The sequence below is a fragment of the Streptomyces sp. SID14478 genome (assembly GCF_010548525.1).
In the GTDB taxonomy this organism is placed as follows: Bacteria; Actinomycetota; Actinomycetes; order Streptomycetales; family Streptomycetaceae; genus Streptomyces.
In genome coordinates this window covers 1-17,535 of the sequence record NZ_JAAGMG010000595.1, presented here as the reverse complement: position 1 = coordinate 17,535, position 17,535 = coordinate 1, and the positions used below count along the sequence as shown (strand labels likewise).

The following is a 17,535-nucleotide window of genomic DNA, read 5'->3' as shown; positions in this document are numbered from 1 at the left end:
CGCCGTCGCACCGCGCTGACCAGGGAAGGTCCGGACCAATCGGCCGTCTCTCCCCGACTTCAACAATTGAACGGAAACATTTTGTGGGAGCGCTCCCTGCCGCAAGTCTTGACGGTCGATTCCCCCCTCGCCACAGTGGGGCACCCCACTCACCCCCCACATCTCAGGAGTGCCGATCGTGATATCGCGCAGGAAGTTCCTCGCCGGCGCCGGGGCGACCGCGGCAACTGCCGCCGCATCACTGGCCCTTCCGTCCTGGAGCGCGGGCGCCGCGCCCGCCACGTGCGAACTGGCCCTGGAGAACAAGTCGTTGCCCGGCACCGTGCGGGCGTACGTCACCGGCCACGAAGGCGCCACCGGCAACTGGGTGCTGCTGCGCGCCGACGGCAGCGTCTACCGCCCCGAGTCGCCGAGCGCCCCGCAGACCCCGCTGCCCGTCGACTGCGCGATCCCGCTCGGCGCGGCCGGCTCCGCGGCCAAGGTGGTGACGCTGCCTCAGATGTACGGCGCACGCGTCTACTTCGTCCGGGACGACACACTGGACTTCTTCCTCAACCCGGGCCCCGGCCTGGTCGAGCCGGCCTTCGCGACCCCCACCGACGCGAACTACGGCAAGACCTGGTCGTTCGCCGAATTCACCTTCAACTCGGACCAGTTGTACGCGAACATCAGCTACGTCGACCTGGTGACCGCGCTGCCGATCGGACTGAAGCTGGAGGGCGACGCCACGCACACCGTGGCCCCGCTGCCGGACGGCGCCGTCGACAGGATCGCGTCGGATCTCGCGGCGCAGGCCGCCAAGGACGGGCAGCCCTGGGACAAGCTCGTCATCAAGGCCGGCGACGGGAAGGTGCTGCGCGTCATCTCGCCGCAGAACCTGATGGCCCCGTACTTCGACCGGCCCGACGAGATGCCGTTCCGCGACGTGTGGAACGGCTACGTCGACCAGGTCTGGAGCAAGTACGCCGCCACCGACCTGAAGATCGACCTCCAGGGCGGCCGGGGCGTGTTCACCGGCCGGGTCAGCGGTGACACCCTCACCTTCAACGGCGGGCACACCTTCACCAAGCCGTCCGCGAAGGACATCTTCACCTGCAACTACGGCCCCTTCGCCAACAACCCGGCGGACTCCGACGACAAGAAGGGCCTGCTGGCCAGGCTCGCCGCCGGTTTCAACCGCAGCATCATGCTCACGCACCCCGAGCAGCCCAACGGCGCCGGTTCCGCCGACTACTACCAGGACGCCACGACGAACCACTGGTCGCGGATCGTGCACGCCAACTCGCCCATCGGGTACGCGTTCCCGTACGACGACGTGCGTCCCGACGGGGAGCCGGACGTGTCGGGCGCGGCCAACGACGGCAACCCGCGCCGCTTCACGCTGAGCGTCGGCGCGTGACCGGCTCCCCCTCCGTACAGGCGACGTGACACGTCGTCGTCAGATGCGGGCGTCCTCGCGGATCAGTTCCACGGCCTTCTCCGCGAGGGCGACCGTCGGCGCGTGCGTGTGACCGCGGGTGATGTGCGGCATGACGGAGGCGTCGACGACCCGCAGCGCCTCGGTGCCCCGCACCCTGAGCCTCGGGTCGGTGACCGCACCGTCGTCGTTGCCCATCCGGCAGGTGCCGACGGGGTGGTAGAGGGTCTGCGCGGAGGTCCGGATCGCACGGGCGAGCGTCTCGTCGTCGACGACGCCCGGGTAGCCGGCCATGGGCCCCTCGTGCAGGGGCCGCAGCGCGGGGTCGGCGAGCAGTTCCTCGGCGCGGCGCACGCCCGCGACGAGGGTGCGCAGGTCCGCGTCGTCGGTCAGGTAGCCGGGGTCGATCCGGGGGCGTGTTCCGGCGCCCGGCCCCGTCGGCGTGATCCGCCCCGCGCTGCGCGGCTGGAGGAGGACCACGCCGACGGTGAAGCCGTGCTCGGTCGGCGGGACGAGGCCGTGGTCGACGAACGGCACCGGAGCGAAGAGCAACTCGATGTCCGGGGCGGCTAGTTCGGGCCGCGTGGTGAGGAAGGCGACGGCCTCGCCGATGTTCGAGGTGAGCGGTCCGCGGCCGCCGAGCAGGAAGCGGGCGAGGTTGGCGGGGGTGTCCGCGCCGGTGAGCGACAGGGGGCGCGGGCAGCGGACGGTGACGGCGTAGGAGAGGTGATCCTGGAGGTGACGGCCGACGTCGGGGGAGGCGACGAAGGTGTCGATGCCCGCCGCGGCGAGGGTGTCCGGGTCGCCGATGCCCGCCTGCTGCAACAGGTGCGGGGAGCCGATGGCCCCCGCGGCGAGGATCACCTCGCGGGTGGCGCGCAGCGTCCCCGCGGACACGCCGGCGGCGACGACGCCCGCGGCGCGGGTGCCGTCGAAGTCGAGGCGGGTGACGCGGGCGTCGGTGTAGACGTCGAGGTTGGGACGGCGCGCGGCGGGTTTGAGGTAGCCGTCGGCGGCGCTCCACCGCCGGCCCCGGTACTGGGTGACGGGGGTGGCGGCGAAACCGGTGTGGTCGGCCTCGTTCAACTCGCCCGGTTCCCGCAGGCCTTGGGCGCGGCAGGCGTCGAGGAACGCGGAGGTCGTGGCGTTCGGGGCGCGCTGCGGGGAGATGTGCAGCGGGCCGAGCGTGCCGTACACGGACTTCTCGCCCCGGGCGCCGCCCCAACGCTCGGCGCGCTGGAAGTACCGCACGAACTGCTCGTACGCCCACTCGGGCCCGGCGGCCTCGCCCCAGGCGTCGTAGTCGTCTCGGTGCCCGCGCACCCACATCATGGCGTTGAGCGACGAGGAGCCGCCGAGCACGTGCCCGCGCGGCCAGTACAGCTCCCGGTCGCCCAGGGCGCGCTGCTCCGTGGTGCGGTAGTCCCAGTCATACGGCGTCTTGAAGAGTTTCGGGAACGCGGCCGGTATCCGGATCTCCGTCCTGCGGTCCCGCGGCCCGGACTCGACGAGCGCGACCCGGACGGACGGGTCCTCGCTCAGCCGGCCTGCGAGCACGCAGCCGGCGGACCCGGCCCCGACGATGACGTAGTCGTACGTGCGGTCCTTGCTCAACTCGGCTCTCCCTCGGCGACGTGTTGACGCGTACACGTGGTACCGCAGGTCTACACCCGGCCGCGGGAGGTCGGGCCCGGTTCGCTCACATCGAGGCGGCGCGGCGCAGCCGCGGGGACGTCAGGGCGTAGTACGCGGAGGCCAGCACCATGCCGACCGGCAGCGCGAGGTCGAGTCCGCCCAGGGCGCCGGCGATCGGGCCGGTGTAGAGGGTGTTCACGCACAGGCCGGACACCGTCGCGCCGACCAGCACGGCGCCCGCACCGGACCAGTTGACGCCGCCGCGGTACCAGAAGGGGCTCTGCGGACTCTCGTCGCCGAGCGCGACCCCGTCGTAGCGGTTACGGCGCAGGACGATGTCGGTGGCGTAGATCGCCATGCTGGGGCCGAGCAGGACGACGGTCAGCTGCAGGACGTTGTTGACCGTGTCGAGGAAGTTCGAGACGAGCAGGCCGTACAGGGTGAGGGCGACCGCCGCCGTGCCGTCGAACAGGACGCTCACGGAGCGCCGGATGCGCAGGCCGACGGCCTGGAGGGCGAGTCCGGCGCTGTACGCGGTCAGGGCGTTGATGGCGACGGTGCCGAGGACGAGCGCCAGCAGGAAGACGGGCGTGAACCAGGCGGGCAGGATCGACTCCAGGGCCGACTGCGGGTCGGTCATGTCGACGACGGTCGCCGCGAACACACCCAGCGAGCAGACCACCATGCTGGGCAGGAAGCCGCCGAGCGCGGTCCAGCCGAGGACCGCCCGCTTCGAGGCGGTGCGCGGCAGATAGCGGGAGAAGTCGGCGCTGGTGGTGTAGGAGAGGGGGCCGGCGGCGATGAGGGTGACGCCGCCGAGGACGGTGGCCCACAGGTCGAGGCCGCTCAGGGGGTGTTCGGGGACGTAGGAGAAGTCGGCGTGCCGGATCACGCTGACCGCGACCACGGCGAAGGCCGCGGCGAGCGCAAGGGTGATCGCGGGGTAGAGCTTCACGATCACCGCGTGGCCGTAGACGCTGATGGTGAGCGTGAGCGCGGCGATGGCGACGACCACGACGACCTGCACGCCCGTGCCGGCGGTGATCCCGGCCTTCTCCACGAGGGAGAACGCCGCCACCGACGCGGCGGAGAGGTTCAGCGCGAAGTAGCAGACGGAGATCGTCCAGCCGGTGACGGCGTTGTTCACGCGGTTGCCGATGACCCCGTACAGGGCCCGCGTGATCACTTCGCTGGGTGCGCCCGCGGCCGGACCGGAGACGGCGAGCAGACCGGTGAGGACCCAGAACAGGTTGCCGACGACCAGGACGGCGAGGGCCTGCCACACGGTCAGGCCCATCAGGATCAGGGCGCCGCCGATCACCAGGCTCAGGTAGTTGACGTTGGCCGCCGCCCAGACCGGGAGCAACTCGCGGGCGCGGCCGCGCCGTTCGGAGTCCGGGATGTGGTCGATGCCGTGGGCCTCGATCCGGCCGCCCGGCCGGTCCTGGGGCGGCGCCGTGCCGGCCTCGGTGTCCTGGTGCGGGTCGGGAAGCGTGGATGCCATGGGCCCTCCGGGATGCCGGTCGGTCCGTGACCAACCCACCTGCTTGCTTATTGGTCGCACACTCAATAACGTGACAGGCATGTCGTCAAGCGTTCAGCGCAAGCGAATCCGAAAATCTCCGGCCGCCAGACGTGCGGAAATCGTTGCGAAGGCCGCCGAGATTGCGCTTTCCGAAGGTCTGGAGTGCATCACGCTGCGGCGCATCGGCGAGGAACTTGACGTGCGTCCGGGGCTCGTCAGTCACTACTTCCCGTCCGCGGAGGACCTGGTCGCGGAGGCGTTCGGCAGCGCGGCCACGGGCGAACTCGACGCGCTGGTCCCGGCCGAGGCGCCCGAGCGCACGGCGACGGAGCGCCTCGCCGACTTCTTCGCCCGTACCTCAGGTCCTGCCTGGAACGACGTCAGCCGGCTGTGGATCAACGCCCGGCACCTGACCCGCTACCGGCCGGCCCTGCGCGAGCGCGTCGTCCACCAGGAGAGCGCCTGGCAGGGCCGGCTGACCGGGCTCATCGCGGACGGCGTCGCGCGCGGCGAGTTCCGCACCCGGGACGCCTCGGTCGTGGCGCAGCAGATCCTGGTCGTCCTGGACGGGCTCGGGGCCGACGCGGGCGCCGACGCGCACGCACTGCCGCCCGCGGTGGCGCGGATGGCGCTGGACCTCGCCGAGCGCGAACTGGGGCTGGAGCACGGGGTGTTGGGCCCCGCGTCCGGCCCCGCCGACGACTGACCGCACTGGAGATCAGGAGCACCCGCATGCACAGCACACCCCGCCGCCCCGAACTGGTCCTGCTCGACGCCCGCCTCCTCGACCCGGCCACCGGCGGGTTCCTGCCGGACACCGCGCTCGCCGTGACGGACGGGCGGATCAGCGCCCTCGGTGACGACCGCGAGATCCGCGCGCTGGCCGGCCCCGGCACCCCCGTCCTCGGCCTGGAGGGCGCCACCGTGACCCCGGGGCTCGTCGACGCCCATCTGCATCCGGTGCACGGCGCCGAACTGACCGACGGCCTCGACCTCTCCGGCTGCGCCGACCTGGACGCCGTCCGCGACGCCCTCGCCCGGGCCCGCCGCGACCTCGCCCCCGGGGCGTGGCTGCACGCCTGGGGACTCGATCCGAACGCGTTCGGCGACCGGCCCCTGACGGCCGCCGCCCTCTCCCCCGTGCTCGACGACGTCCCCGCGCTGCTCCAGCTCTTCGACGCCCACTCGATGCTGGCCAGCCCCCGCGCCCTGGAGCTCGCCGGTGTCGACGGCCCGCGCGCCTTCGACCAGGCCGCCGAGGTCGTGTGCGACGCGCAGGGGCGGCCGACCGGGCTGCTGCTGGAGGAGGCCGCGTGCGAGCTCGTCGAGCGGGCCGCTCCTCGACCCACCCGCGAGGAGCAACGCGAACGGCTCGCGCGGGCGCTGCGCGGGATGGCGGCGGCCGGCCTCACCGGCGGGCACGCCATGGACGCGAACGGGGACAGCCTCGCCCTGTACGCCGCGCTGGACGCGGCCGGTGAACTCCCCCTGCGGCTACGGGTCGCCCCGTGGTGCCAGCCCGGCGCCGACGCGCAGGCGCTGCGTGCCCTGGTCGAACTCCAAGGCTCGGGCGGGACGTTGTGGCGCACGGCCGGGGTGAAGCTGTTCATGGACGGCACCATCGACAACGGCACGGCGTGGCTGGAGCGGCCCGACTGCCACGGCGAGTCGACGCACGCGTTCTGGCCCGACCCGGCCGCGTACACCCATGTCATCGGGGAGTTGCACCGGGCCGGGGTGCCGACCGCGACGCACGCCATCGGTGACGCGGCGGTGCGGCACGTCCTCGACTCCGTCGAGAAGGCGCGGGGCGACGGCGGCCCCGGGGTACGGCACCGTGTCGAGCACATCGAGACGGTGCCGGACGACACGGTGCGCCGGTTCGCCGCGCTCGACGTCATCGCCTCGATGCAGCCCACGCACTGCTGCGACTTCACCCGGGCCGACCACACCGACAACTGGTCGCGGCGGCTCGGCGAGGAGCGGGCCGGGCGGGCCTGGCGCTGCCGCGACCTGTGGGACGCCGGGGCGACGGTCGCGCTCGGCTCCGACTGGCCGATCGCGCCGTACCCGCCGCTCGCCGTCATGGCCGGCGCCCGGCACCGCCGCCCCGGCCGCGATCTGTCCCTGCCGCCGCACGGCCCCGAGCAGGCGCTGACCGGGATCGAGGCGCTGCGCGGGATGACGGTCAACGCGGCGTACGCCGCCGGTGAGGAACGGGACGCGGGGCGTCTCGCGGTCGGGTTCCGGGCCGACCTCTCGGCGTTCGCGCAGGACCCGGTCGCCACGGACGCGACCGAATTGGCTGACGTGGCCGTGCAGTTGACGGTGGTCGGCGGGCGGGTGACCCACCGCGCCGCCGACGTCTAGGACCTGTCCGGCCCGCTCAGTGGTGGGGGGCGTCGTAGGGCGGGATGGTGCCGTCCGCCTTCTTCACCAGGAACAGGCCCGCCATCCCCATGTCCGAGTGGCTCTGGACGTGGCAGTGGTACATCCACGCCCCGGCCCCGACCCCCTCGCCCGCGATGATCTGGAACCCGAACGAGTCGGCCGGGCCGCAGATCTTGTTGTCGAGGACCTGGGTCGGGTCGTCGGGGCCCGTGAGCATGCCCGTGCGGTTGTCCGCCCAGCGGTGACCGTGCATGTGGAACGTGTGGTAGTACTCGCCGTGCGTGATCATCACGATCTCGACGCGATCGCCCACCGTGGCCTCGAAGTTGGGCGCTTCGTGAGCCGCCTTGTTGTTGATCGTCATGTCGTTGAAGACGATCGTGAAGGTCTTGCCCGGGTCGGGCAGGATGTCGCCCTTGCGGCGCACGATCACCGGGCCGTACAGGCCCTGGCGGATGCCGCCCGTGCCGTGGTCCGTGCCGACGACGTGGTCGTGGTAGTGCCAGTAGCCGGCGGTGCCGGCCCGCCAGGTGCCGTCCGCCCTGCGACCCGGCGCGTGCGTGCGCCAGGTGTAGGTGCGGGTGCCGCCGGGTTCGACGTGGCTGCGGTTCATCCGCGTGCCGTCGCTGGAGATCTCGTAGTCCATGCCGTGCACGTGCAGGCTCGCGTCGACGTCCGTGAGGTTGTGGAACTCGATGTGGGCCGTGTCGCCCTCGTTGAGTTCGATCAGCGGGCCGGGCACGGACGCCTTGCCCTTCTCGAAGCCGTAGCCGAGCTGTCCGTCCGCGAGCTTCTCCGCGTACAGCGTCAGGCGTCTGACCTCGCCGCCCGCGGGAGCGGTGCGCGGCGGGGCGTCCGCCCCGGCTGCCGGTCCGGCGGACGCGCCGATGGACAACGATGTCACCCCGGCCGTCGCGGCCACGGCGCCGCCGATCAGCATGCGCCGGCTGAGCGCGCGCCGGTCCTGCTCACTCGCCCGGTTCGACTCGTCGCGAGGTGCGTCGTGCTCTGCCACTGCCAACTCCCCAGCCTCGTACGGACTTTCACGTCGCGCTGAGCACCGTAGCCACCTGATCTTCGTTTATCCACACTCAGGACAAAGTTTGTGTCATCCCGGTCATACCTATTGGCGCGCCATGAAAAGAGGTCTAGTTTTCACCGCGCTGTTGCTGTGTCCGACGAGGGGTGGGTGAACACATGCGTCGGTTGACGCATCAAAAGCCGTTGCCCGTACGAGAGTTCAGAGCGAACCGGACCAGACGCACCCGCGTCTGGGCTACCGGTGTCGCCGCGGGAGCCGTGGCCGCCGGGCTGCTGAGCGGGCCCGCCGCGAGCGCGCGCCCGGCGCCTGAGCCGTCCGCGACAACGATGTCCGTCAAGTCGCCGCCCGGCGGCGCGAACGTCCGGGTCCTGGTGTTCTACGGGTCCGCGGCCGGCGGCGACGAATCGCCGACGGTCAACGCGGGCATCGAGGCGATCGAGAAGATCGGCCGGTCCGGGCCCGAGGCCCAGCGCTTCACGATCACGGCGACCGACGACGCCTCCGTGTTCACGAACGCCACGAAGCTGGGCCGTTTCAACTCGGTCGTCTTCCTGACCGGCGGGGGCGACGTCCTCGACCCCGACCAGGAGGCCGGCCTGGAGGCGTACATGGAGGCGGGCGGCGGTTTCGTCGGCGTCCATGACGCGGCCCGCGCCGAGCCGTACTCGGACTGGTTCACCGGTCTGATCGGGGCCCGGCCCGCGGCGTCGTCGCCCACCGCCGCGCAGCGCGCGACGGTCGAGGTGGGCGACCGGCAGAACCCGGCGACGAAGGACCTGCCGGTGCAGTGGAAGCGCGCCGACCAGTGGCTGAACTGGGCGGCGAACCCGTCCGGCGACGTACACACGGTCGCGCGGGTCAACGAGACCACGTACAAGCCGGGCGAGGGCGCCAACGGCGCCGACCACCCGGTGAGTTGGTGCCGTGACTACGACGGCGGACGGTCCTTCTACACCGGCATGGGCGGCACCGCCTCCTCGTACGACGAGGTGGACTTCCGTGACCACCTGCGCGGGGCGCTGCTGTGGACGACGCGCCTCGTGCGCGCCGACTGCAAGGCCGCGATCGACGCCAACTACAAGGCGGAGCGGCTGACCCAGGCCAATCAGGCCGGCCAGAACGACCAGATCGGCGAGCCGCACGGGCTCGTCACCGCTCCCGACGGGCGCGTGCTCTACATCGGGCGCGGCGGCGCGGACGCGTCCCAGCCGGTGATCACCGACTGGAACGACCCCGACGTCGGCAAGGGCACCGGGCAGATCCACGTCTACGACCCGAGGACGAAGAAGGTGACCCTCGCGGGGGCGCTGACCGTCTTCGGCAACAAGGGCGGCGGGGACGAGCTGGTCAAGGTCGAGGAGGGCCTGCTCGGCATCGCGCTCGACCCGAAGTTCGAGCAGAACGGGTACGTGTACCTGCACTACACGCCGCACTCGGGGCTCGACCGCGACAAGCAGATGGCCCAGCGCCAGGTCTCCCGCTTCACGCTCGACCTCGCCACGAACAAGCTGGACCTGAGCAGCGAGAAGGTGCTGCTCAAGTGGCCCGTGCAGGTGCACAGTTGCTGCCACGCCGGTGGCGGGATGGCCTGGGACTCCAAGGGGAACCTGTACATCGCGACCGGTGACAACAACTCCTCGCAGTTCAGCGACGGTTACTCGGGCAACAACCCGGAGCCGAACTACAAGGGCGTCTCGTTCGCGGACGCGCGCCGCACCGCGGGCAACACGAACAACCTGAACGGCAAGATCCTGCGCATCCACCCGGAGGCCGACGGGACGTACACCCTGCCGGAGGGCAACCTCTTCACCGGCAAGGAATCGGACGAGGGCGGCGGCAAGACGCGCGGCGAGATCTACGTGATGGGCGTGCGCAACCCGGCGCGCATCTCGATCGACAAGAAGACGGACACCCTGTACGCGGGGTGGGTCGGACCCGACGCGGGCGAGCCGTCCACGACGTGGGGCCCGGCCAAGTACGACCAGTTCGCCGTCATCACCAAGGCGAGCAACCGCGGTTGGCCCTACTGCATGGGCAACAAGCAGCCCTATCGCGACCGCAACCTGCCCGACCCGACGAAGCCGTTGGGCTGGTACGACTGCGACCACCTGAAGAACGAGTCGCCGAACAACGACGGCCTCGTCAACCTGCCGCCGATGACGCCCAACAACATCTGGTACTCCCCGCAGGGCGGCGCTCCGGACTACCCGCGGGACGCCAACGGCGTTCCCTCGTACAAGGCGGAGGAGGCCACCTACCTGCTGCCGTGGCTCAAGGGCGGCGGCCAGGCCGCGATGGACGGGCCCGTCTACCGCTACGACGCGTCGATCCCGAACGCGGACAAGTGGCCGAGCTACTGGGACGGCAAGTGGTTCGTCGGTGACTTCTACGACGCCGACCAGCCGCGCAACGCGGTCCTCACCGACCCGAAGACGCACGGCGACGGATCGATCCCGGTCCACTCGGAGTCGTTGAAGAAGATCATTCCGATCGGCAACGACGGTATCAAGAACCTCATGGACTGGAAGTTCGGTCCCGACGGTGCGCTGTACGTCCTCGACTACGGACGCGGCTTCTTCACCTCCGACTCCAAGTCGGCGCTGTGGAAGGTCACGTACACCGGCGGCGAGGCGACCCCGGCCGCCGATCAGCTGGCCAGGAAGGGCTGATCACATGCGATCCACGCGACTGATGCGCCCCGTGCGCAGACACAGGTTCCTGACCGTGCTGCTCGCCGCGATGCTGATGTGTCTCGGCCTCGGCGCACTGCCCGCCGCGACCGCGGCGCCCGCGCCCGAGGCGGCGGCCGACCAGGTGCTGACCTGGACGGCCGGCGACGACATCACCAAGTACGCGTCGGCGCCGCAGACGGCCGTCGCGGGCAAGGCGACGATCGTCTTCGAGAACAGTGCGGCGACCGGCAACACCACGGGGATGCCGCATACGCTGACGTTCGACGTGTCGGACCCCGAGTACAACAACGACGTGCCGCTGAACATCCTGGCCAACCCGAACGACGACCAGGGCGGCAAGCACACGGCCGAGGTCACCCTCTCCCCCGGCACGTACCGCTATCACTGCACGATCCCCGGGCACACCAGCATGACGGGGGTCCTGACGGTGACGGACGGTGGCGGCGGTGACGACACGACCGCTCCGGAGACCTCGGCGAAGGCCGAGGGGCAGACCAACGCCGACGGCGCGTTCGTCGGGTCCGCGTCCGTCTCGGTCACCGCGACCGACGCGGGTGCGGGCGTCGACAAGATCGAGTACTCCCTCGACGGCGGCGCGTACACGCCGTACACGGCGCCGGTGGTCGTCGACCAGGTCGGCGCGCACACCGTGAAGTACAAGGCGACCGACAAGGCGGGCAACGCCGCCGCCGAGAAGTCGCTCGACTTCACGGTGGTCGCGCCGCCGACGGACGACACGACGGCGCCGGAGACCTCGGCGACGGTGACCGGCGACAAGGACGACGCCGGCGCGTACGTCGGCATGGCCACGGTGACGGTCTCCGCGTCGGACGCCGGCTCCGGGGTCAACACCATCGAGTACGCGGTCGGCGCCGACGGCGCCTGGCAGCCGTACACCGCCCCGGTGATGTTCCACGACGCGGGCGCCTACACGGTGCGCTACCGGGCCGCCGACAAGGCGGGCAACGCCGCCGCCGAGAAGTCGCTCGACTTCACGGTCGTGGCGCCGCCCGTCCAGGACACGACGCCTCCGACGGTGTCGCTGGCGGTCGGCGGGGACAAGAACTCCGACGGCGCGTACATCAACAACGCCAAGCTGACGGTGACGGCGACCGATGACATGTCGGGCGTCGACACGATCGAGTACTCCCTCGACGGCGGGCCCTATCTCGCGTACACCGCCCCCGTGGTGGTGGACCGGGTCGGCGCGCACTCGGTGGCGTACCGGGCGAGCGACAAGGCGGGCAACGCCGCCGAGGCGCAGACGTTCGTGTTCGCGGTGGCCTCGGGCGGCGGCGTTCCGGCGCCCAACTGCCCGGAGCTGGACGAGCGTTCCACCGTCTTCGTCGGCACGACGGACACCGGCATCCCGAACCGGGTCACCAACAACCGGTGCCGGATCGGCGAGTTGATCGAGGACGAGAAGGAGTGGACGTCGCACGCGCTGTTCGTCAAGCACGTGAAGACGGTCACCGACAAGCTCCTCAAGGAAGGCGTCGTCGACCAGCGCGAGTACAACAAGGTCAACAAGGCGGCGCGGCAGTCCCCGATCGGTACGCCGGGCCAGACCGACGGCTACACCAAGATCATGGACGGCACGCAGGAGCAGTTCGCCAAGTGGGAGCAGGTCGGCGGCGGCAAGTTCACGCTGAACGCCGACGGTTCGATCACCAGCAGCACGTCCGTGGACGGCATGGGCATGCTGTGGTTCCCGCAGCGCAAGTACGGCGACTTCTCGCTGAAGCTGCAGTGGCGTGACGACGCCCCGGGCACGGGCAACGCCAACGGCGGCGCCTTCGTCCGCTTCCCGTGGGTGCACGGCAACCCCGAGGAGCCCAACCCGGAGTGGGTCGCCATCAAGTACGGGCACGAGATCCAGATGCTGGACCGTCCCGACGGCGACATGTACAAGACCGGTTCGGTGTACGGCTTCGACCGGGTCGGGCTCGCGGGCGCGGGCGTCACCCAGAAGGGCACGTGGAACGACTACGAGATCAAGGTCGTGGACCAGCACTTCTCGATCTACCGCAACGGTGTGCTGATCAACGAGTTCGACAACACCGGTGGCCAGGTCTTCGAACCCCCGCGGGGCGACGACCCGGGCACGGACGGCCGGCGCTACACCGAGGGGTACGTCGGGCTCCAGGTGCACAGCACCTCGGACGTCATCTCGTACCGGGACGTGCGCGTGAAGGAACTCCCCTGACAGTCAGGTGAGTTGAGCCGAGCCGGGTCGGTCCTCGTGACCGGCCCGGCTCCGCCGTGTCTCAGCGGGCCAGCGGGCCCACCACGTCCTCGACCACCCGCAGCGCCTCCCCGCTGCGCACGAGCCCGGCGATGTGCTCCATGTCGTCGTGGAAGAAGCGGTCGTCGTCGGCGGCCGGTACGGATTCCCGGATCCTGGCGCGCAGGGCCTGCGTGGCCGGGGAGGGCAGGCGCGGCGCCAGCAGGTCGAGGGCCTGCACGGCGCACATCACCTCGATCGCAAGGACGTAGGCCAGCTTGCGGGCCGCCCGGTAGGCCTTGAGCGCCGCCAGGTAGGCGTTGCTGACCGTGTCCTCCTGGTTGGCCGAGGTGGTGATGTTGTCGGCGGACGCGGGCACCGCCATGCCGCGCAGTTCCATGGTCAGGCCGGCGGCCGTGTACTGCGCGATCATGTAGCCGCTGTTGAGTCCGGGCCGGGGCGCCAGGAAGGCGGGCAGCTCGCTGAAGTTGCTGTTGACCAGGCGGTCGGTGCGGCGCTCGGACACCTTGGCCAGCACCGTCATCGCGTTCACCATGGAGTCGGCCTGGATGCCGACGTAGGTGCTGTCGCAGTTCGCCCCCATCAGCGCGACCCCGTCCTGCCCGTCGGGTCCCTCGGGGTGGATGACCGGGTTGTCGCCCACCGAGTGCAGTTCCTCGACGATGACCTCGCGGGCCTGCGCGAGCGCCCGCTTCGCACCGCCGTGCATCTGCGGAACGGCGCGCAGCGCCAGGCCGTCCTGGAGCCGGTGGTCGAGGAACTCCTCGCTGAGGGCGCTGGATCCGGTCAGCCGCCGCAGGTTCTCGGCGACCGCCGCCTGCTCGGGGTGGCGCTTGCGCGCGTGCAGCCGGGCGTCGTAGGCGCGGACGGTCCCCTTGAGCGCCTGCACGGAAAGACTCGCGGCGACGTCGGCGGTGGCCGCCGCGAGTCCGGCGTCGTGGGCGGCCAGGACGGCTATCGCGGTGACCGAGTGCGTTCCGTTGGTGAGCGAGAGGCCTTCCTTGCAGGCGAGCCGGGTCGGCTCCGCGCCGCTGCGGGCCAGCGCCTCGGCCCCGGGCAGCAGTTCGTCGCCGTACCAGGCCCGGCCCTCGCCGAGCAGGACCAGGGCCATGTGCGCCTCGGGCGCGAGGTAGCCGACGGAGCCCTCGCCGGGGACGTGCGGTGTGACCCGGGAGTTGAGCAGGTGCCGGATCAGCTCCAGGGTCTCGATCCGGATGCCGGAATAGCCCTCGCCGAGACCGACCAGCTCCATGAGCGCGATGGCGCGGACGAGCTCCGTCGCAAGGGGTTCGCCGACCGACACGGCGTGCGAGCGGACGATGTTGCGCTGCAGTTCCTCGGCGTCCGCCGGCGCGATCACGGTCGTGACGTTGTCGCCGAATCCGGTGGTCACCCCGTACACCAGGCGGTTCTCCACGAGGAAGCGCTCCACCAGTGCGCGGGACTTGCGCACCCGGTCGACGTACGTCGCCGCGAACTCGACCCGGGCGCCGTGCCGGGCCACCGCGACGAACTGTTCGACGGTGATCGGCTCCTGGCCCAGGGTGACAGCGGTGATCTCGTCGGCGGCCACGGCGCCCCTCCTGCTCAGCATGAATTCATTCATTGATCAAGCCGAATGAATCATTTTATTTAGAGCGTGGCAAGAGGCTCCTGCGAAAGCGCCTGCGGTCAGTCCTCGTGCCGGGCGCGGCTTGGCTGTACGCGCTTGGGCTCGCCCGGCATCTTCGGGTACTCCGGCGGGTAGGGCAGGTCGCCGAGACCGCGGTCCTGCTCGTCCTTGTCGGCGAGTTCGAGGAGGGCGTCGAGGGAGTGCCGCTCGTCGTCCATGTCCGCGTGCACGTCGCCGAGTGCGGCGTAGCGCGCCGGCATCGTGGCGATGTCGAAGTCGCGGGGCAGCGCGTCGCCGAGTTCGTCCCAGGTGAGCGGGGCGGAGACGGGCGCGTGCGGGCGGGCGCGCACCGAGTAGGCGGACGCGATGGTGCGGTCGCGGGCCGTCTGGTTGAAGTCGACGAAGATGCGCTCCCCGCGCTCCTCCTTCCACCAGGCGGTGGTGACGGAGCGCGGCATCCTGCGCTCCAGTTCGCGCCCGCAGGCGATGGCGGCGCGGCGCACCTCGGTGAAGGTCCAGCGCGGCTCGATCGGCACGAAGACGTGCAGGCCGCGGCCGCCCGAGGTCTTGGGCCAGCCGCGCAGACCGCCGAAGTCGTGCAGTACCGACCGCAGTTCGCGCGCGGCGTGCACGGCGTCGGAGTACTCCGTGCCGGGCTGCGGGTCGAGGTCGATGCGCAGTTCGTCGGGGTGGTCGGGGTCCTCGCGCCGCACCGGCCACGGGTGGAAGGTGAGGGTGCCGTACTGGGCGGCCCAGACGACCGCGGCGACCTCGGTCGGGCACATCTCGTCGGCGGTACGGCCCGAGGGGAAGGTGATGGTGGCGGTGGGGATCCAGTCGGGCAGGTTCTTGGGCGCCCGCTTCTGGTAGAAGGACTCGCCGGTGACGCCGTCGGGGTAGCGCTCCAGCGTCGTGGGCCGGTCCCGCAGGGCGCGGACGATGCCGTCACCGACAGCGAGGAAATAGCGCGCGAGGTCCAGCTTGGTGTACGGCGCCACCCTCCCCTCGGGGAAGAACACCTTGTCGGGACTGGACAACCGCACCGGCCGTCCGCCCGCGTCCAGCTCCACTGCCGCGCCCTTGCTTCCCATGCGCCCACGCTAGGCCGGTCGGACTTTGCCCGCATACCGGGCGACTCTCGTGCATACGGGACAGAATCGATGCATGGATCTTCCCGTGATGCCGCCGGTGCGCCCCATGCTCGCCAAGTCCGCAGCCAGGATCCCCACCGGGATGCACTACGAGGCGAAGTGGGACGGCTTCCGGGCGATCGTCTTTCGCGACGGGGCCGAGATCGAGCTGGGCAGCCGCTCCACCAAATCGCTGACCAGGTATTTTCCCGAGCTGGTGGCCGCGCTCGCCGAGCGGTTGCCGCAGCGCTGCGTGCTCGACGGGGAGATCGTGATCGCGCGGGACGGGCGGCTCGATTTCGACGCGCTGACCGAGCGGATCCATCCGGCGGCCTCGCGCGTGCGGACCCTGGCGGAGCGCACCCCTGCCTCGTTCGTGGCGTTCGACGTGCTGGCCCTCGGCGACGAGTCGCTGGTCGACGCACCGCTGACCGAGCGCCGCCGGCGCCTGGAGGAAGCACTCGCACACACCTTTGCCCCGGTGCACGTGGCACCCGCGACGACGGACGCGGAGGTGGCGGGACGCTGGTTCGAGCAGTACGAGGGCGCGGGCCTGGACGGCGTCGTGGCCAAGCCGCTGGACCTGCGCTACCGCCAGGACGAGCGCCTCATGATCAAGGTCAAGCACGAGCGGACGGCGGACTGCGTGGTCGCCGGGTACCGCTTCCACAAGAGCGGCCCGGTCGTCGGCTCCCTGCTGCTCGGCCTGTACGACGACGCGGGCACCCTGCAGCACGTGGGGGTCTGCGCGGCGTTCACGATGAAGCGGCGCACGGAACTCATCGCCGAGCTGGAGCCGCTGCGCATGGACTCCGCCGAGGGGCACCCGTGGGCGGCGTGGACGGACGAGGCCGCGCACGCGACGTCCCGGATGCCGGGCGCGACCAGCCGCTGGACGGGCAAGAAGGACCTGTCGTGGGTGGCCCTGCGCCCGGAGCGGGTGGCCGAGGTGGCGTACGAGCACATGGAGAACGGGGCACGCTTTCGGCACACGGCCCGCTTCCGGCGCTGGCGCCCGGACCGCGAGCCCGCGAGCTGCACGTACGCGCAGCTGGAGGAGCCGATGAAGTTCGACCTGGCCGACGTGCTGCGCTGAGCGGCCCCGGCGGGGTTTTCGGCCGACCGGGACGCGTGGGTCTTCCGGGTGCGGGGTGACGCCCCCATGCCCCTCGGCGCGCACCGCGATCCCGAACCTGTACCTACGTCAGCGTGCCCATCGGCCTGGCGACGATGGAGGGCGCGCACTCCTCGGCGCGGCTCGCGGTCAACGCCCTTTTGGACAGGGCCGGTTCGGACGCGGCCCGCTGCACCGTGACCTCGCTGCACCGCGAGCCGGCGCTCGAACTCCTCAAGCGGCACGACCGCACCCGCTACCGGCTCGGCCTGCCCAACGCGCTGGACTGGGGGTGACCGGGCCCCGGGCGGGTAGGCAGTGTCCGTGGACGGGATACGCAGGCGTGCGGTGCTGGCCGGTGCGCTCGGGGTGTTCGCGGGGGCCTGTAAGCCCGGCGGGAAGGGCTCCGCGGATGCGGCGGCGCGCGCCGCACTGCTCGCGGTGAAGATCGACAACGTGGGCGCCGCGCGGCCGCAGACAGGCCTCCAGGACGCCGACATCGTGTACGCGGAGCAGGTCGAGGGCGGTCTGAGCCGGCTCATGGCGGTGTTCGGGTCGCGGCTTCCCGAGGTCGTGGGGCCGGTGCGCAGCGCACGGGAGACGGATCTGGAGCTGCTGCGCCAGTTCGACCGGCCGACGCTCGCGTACTCGGGCGCGCAGGGCGGGGTGCAGCGGCTGATCGACGCGGCCCCGCTGCGGGCGGTGCCGCAGGGCGCGGGCGGCGCGGCCTA

The 17,535-nt window shown here is 71.3% G+C and carries 12 protein-coding genes and 1 pseudogene; 8 read left to right on the top strand and 5 right to left on the bottom strand.

Features of this window, described 5'->3' with window-relative positions:
* The first annotated feature begins 178 nt into the window (after positions 1–178).
* The gene (locus G3I40_RS19155) at positions 179–1,399 is read left to right on the top strand and encodes a glycoside hydrolase family 64 protein (RefSeq protein WP_164303350.1); all 1,221 of its coding nucleotides are present in this window, start codon (positions 179–181) and stop codon (positions 1,397–1,399) included.
* A gap of 39 nt (positions 1,400–1,438) precedes the next feature.
* Here G3I40_RS19155 and G3I40_RS19150 read toward each other — a convergent pair whose 3' ends face one another.
* Both G3I40_RS19150 and G3I40_RS19145 read right to left on the bottom strand, forming a co-directional pair.
* A complete protein-coding gene (locus G3I40_RS19150) occupies positions 1,439–3,031 on the bottom strand; it encodes a GMC family oxidoreductase N-terminal domain-containing protein (RefSeq protein ID WP_164303349.1) in 1,593 nt (530 codons plus the stop codon).
* 85 nt (positions 3,032–3,116) lie between these two features.
* Positions 3,117–4,556: a cytosine permease gene (locus G3I40_RS19145; RefSeq protein ID WP_164303348.1), complete on the bottom strand. Its 1,440-nt coding sequence runs from the start codon at positions 4,554–4,556 to the stop codon at positions 3,117–3,119.
* A 79-nt stretch (positions 4,557–4,635) separates the two neighbouring features.
* On the opposite strand from G3I40_RS19145, the gene G3I40_RS19140 reads away from it, so the two are divergent.
* Together G3I40_RS19140 and G3I40_RS19135 are read left to right on the top strand one after the other, a co-directional pair.
* Entirely contained in the window at positions 4,636–5,283 is a 648-nt protein-coding gene (locus tag G3I40_RS19140; RefSeq protein ID WP_164303347.1) for a TetR family transcriptional regulator C-terminal domain-containing protein, read from the top strand.
* 26 nt (positions 5,284–5,309) lie between these two features.
* Complete coding sequence (locus G3I40_RS19135) at positions 5,310–6,947, top strand: amidohydrolase (protein WP_164303346.1); 1,638 nt, start codon at positions 5,310–5,312, stop codon at positions 6,945–6,947.
* A 16-nt stretch (positions 6,948–6,963) separates the two neighbouring features.
* Here G3I40_RS19135 and G3I40_RS19130 read toward each other — a convergent pair whose 3' ends face one another.
* Positions 6,964–7,908 carry a multicopper oxidase domain-containing protein gene (locus tag G3I40_RS19130; RefSeq protein WP_164303363.1) on the bottom strand — a complete coding sequence of 315 codons (945 nt, stop codon included), beginning with the start codon at positions 7,906–7,908 and terminating at the stop codon, positions 6,964–6,966.
* A gap of 257 nt (positions 7,909–8,165) precedes the next feature.
* On the opposite strand from G3I40_RS19130, the gene G3I40_RS19125 reads away from it, so the two are divergent.
* Complete coding sequence (locus tag G3I40_RS19125; protein WP_239091814.1) at positions 8,166–10,679, top strand: ThuA domain-containing protein; 2,514 nt, start codon at positions 8,166–8,168, stop codon at positions 10,677–10,679.
* A gap of 76 nt (positions 10,680–10,755) precedes the next feature.
* Complete coding sequence (locus tag G3I40_RS19120; protein WP_239091817.1) at positions 10,756–12,909, top strand: family 16 glycoside hydrolase; 2,154 nt, start codon at positions 10,756–10,758, stop codon at positions 12,907–12,909.
* Positions 12,910–12,970: 61 nt separating this feature from the next.
* Here G3I40_RS19120 and G3I40_RS19115 read toward each other — a convergent pair whose 3' ends face one another.
* Both G3I40_RS19115 and ligD read right to left on the bottom strand, forming a co-directional pair.
* Positions 12,971–14,542, bottom strand: a complete 1,572-nt coding sequence (locus G3I40_RS19115; RefSeq protein ID WP_164303345.1) for an aromatic amino acid lyase — start codon at positions 14,540–14,542, stop codon at positions 12,971–12,973.
* Positions 14,543–14,619: 77 nt separating this feature from the next.
* Positions 14,620–15,651 carry a non-homologous end-joining DNA ligase gene (gene ligD / locus G3I40_RS19110; RefSeq protein WP_164303344.1) on the bottom strand — a complete coding sequence of 344 codons (1,032 nt, stop codon included), beginning with the start codon at positions 15,649–15,651 and terminating at the stop codon, positions 14,620–14,622.
* A 73-nt stretch (positions 15,652–15,724) separates the two neighbouring features.
* On the opposite strand from ligD, the gene G3I40_RS19105 reads away from it, so the two are divergent.
* The 3 genes and pseudogenes from G3I40_RS19105 to G3I40_RS19095 form a co-directional block, all read left to right on the top strand.
* On the top strand, positions 15,725–16,786 hold the full coding sequence (locus tag G3I40_RS19105; protein WP_164303343.1) for an ATP-dependent DNA ligase: 1,062 nt from the start codon (positions 15,725–15,727) through the stop codon (positions 16,784–16,786).
* Between the two features lie 104 nt (positions 16,787–16,890).
* Positions 16,891–17,100: pseudogene (locus G3I40_RS19100) on the top strand (FAD-dependent oxidoreductase); the annotation flags it as partial.
* A gap of 73 nt (positions 17,101–17,173) precedes the next feature.
* A partial coding sequence (locus tag G3I40_RS19095) for a DUF3048 domain-containing protein (RefSeq protein ID WP_343244959.1) occupies positions 17,174–17,535 on the top strand: 362 nt, incomplete at its 3' end.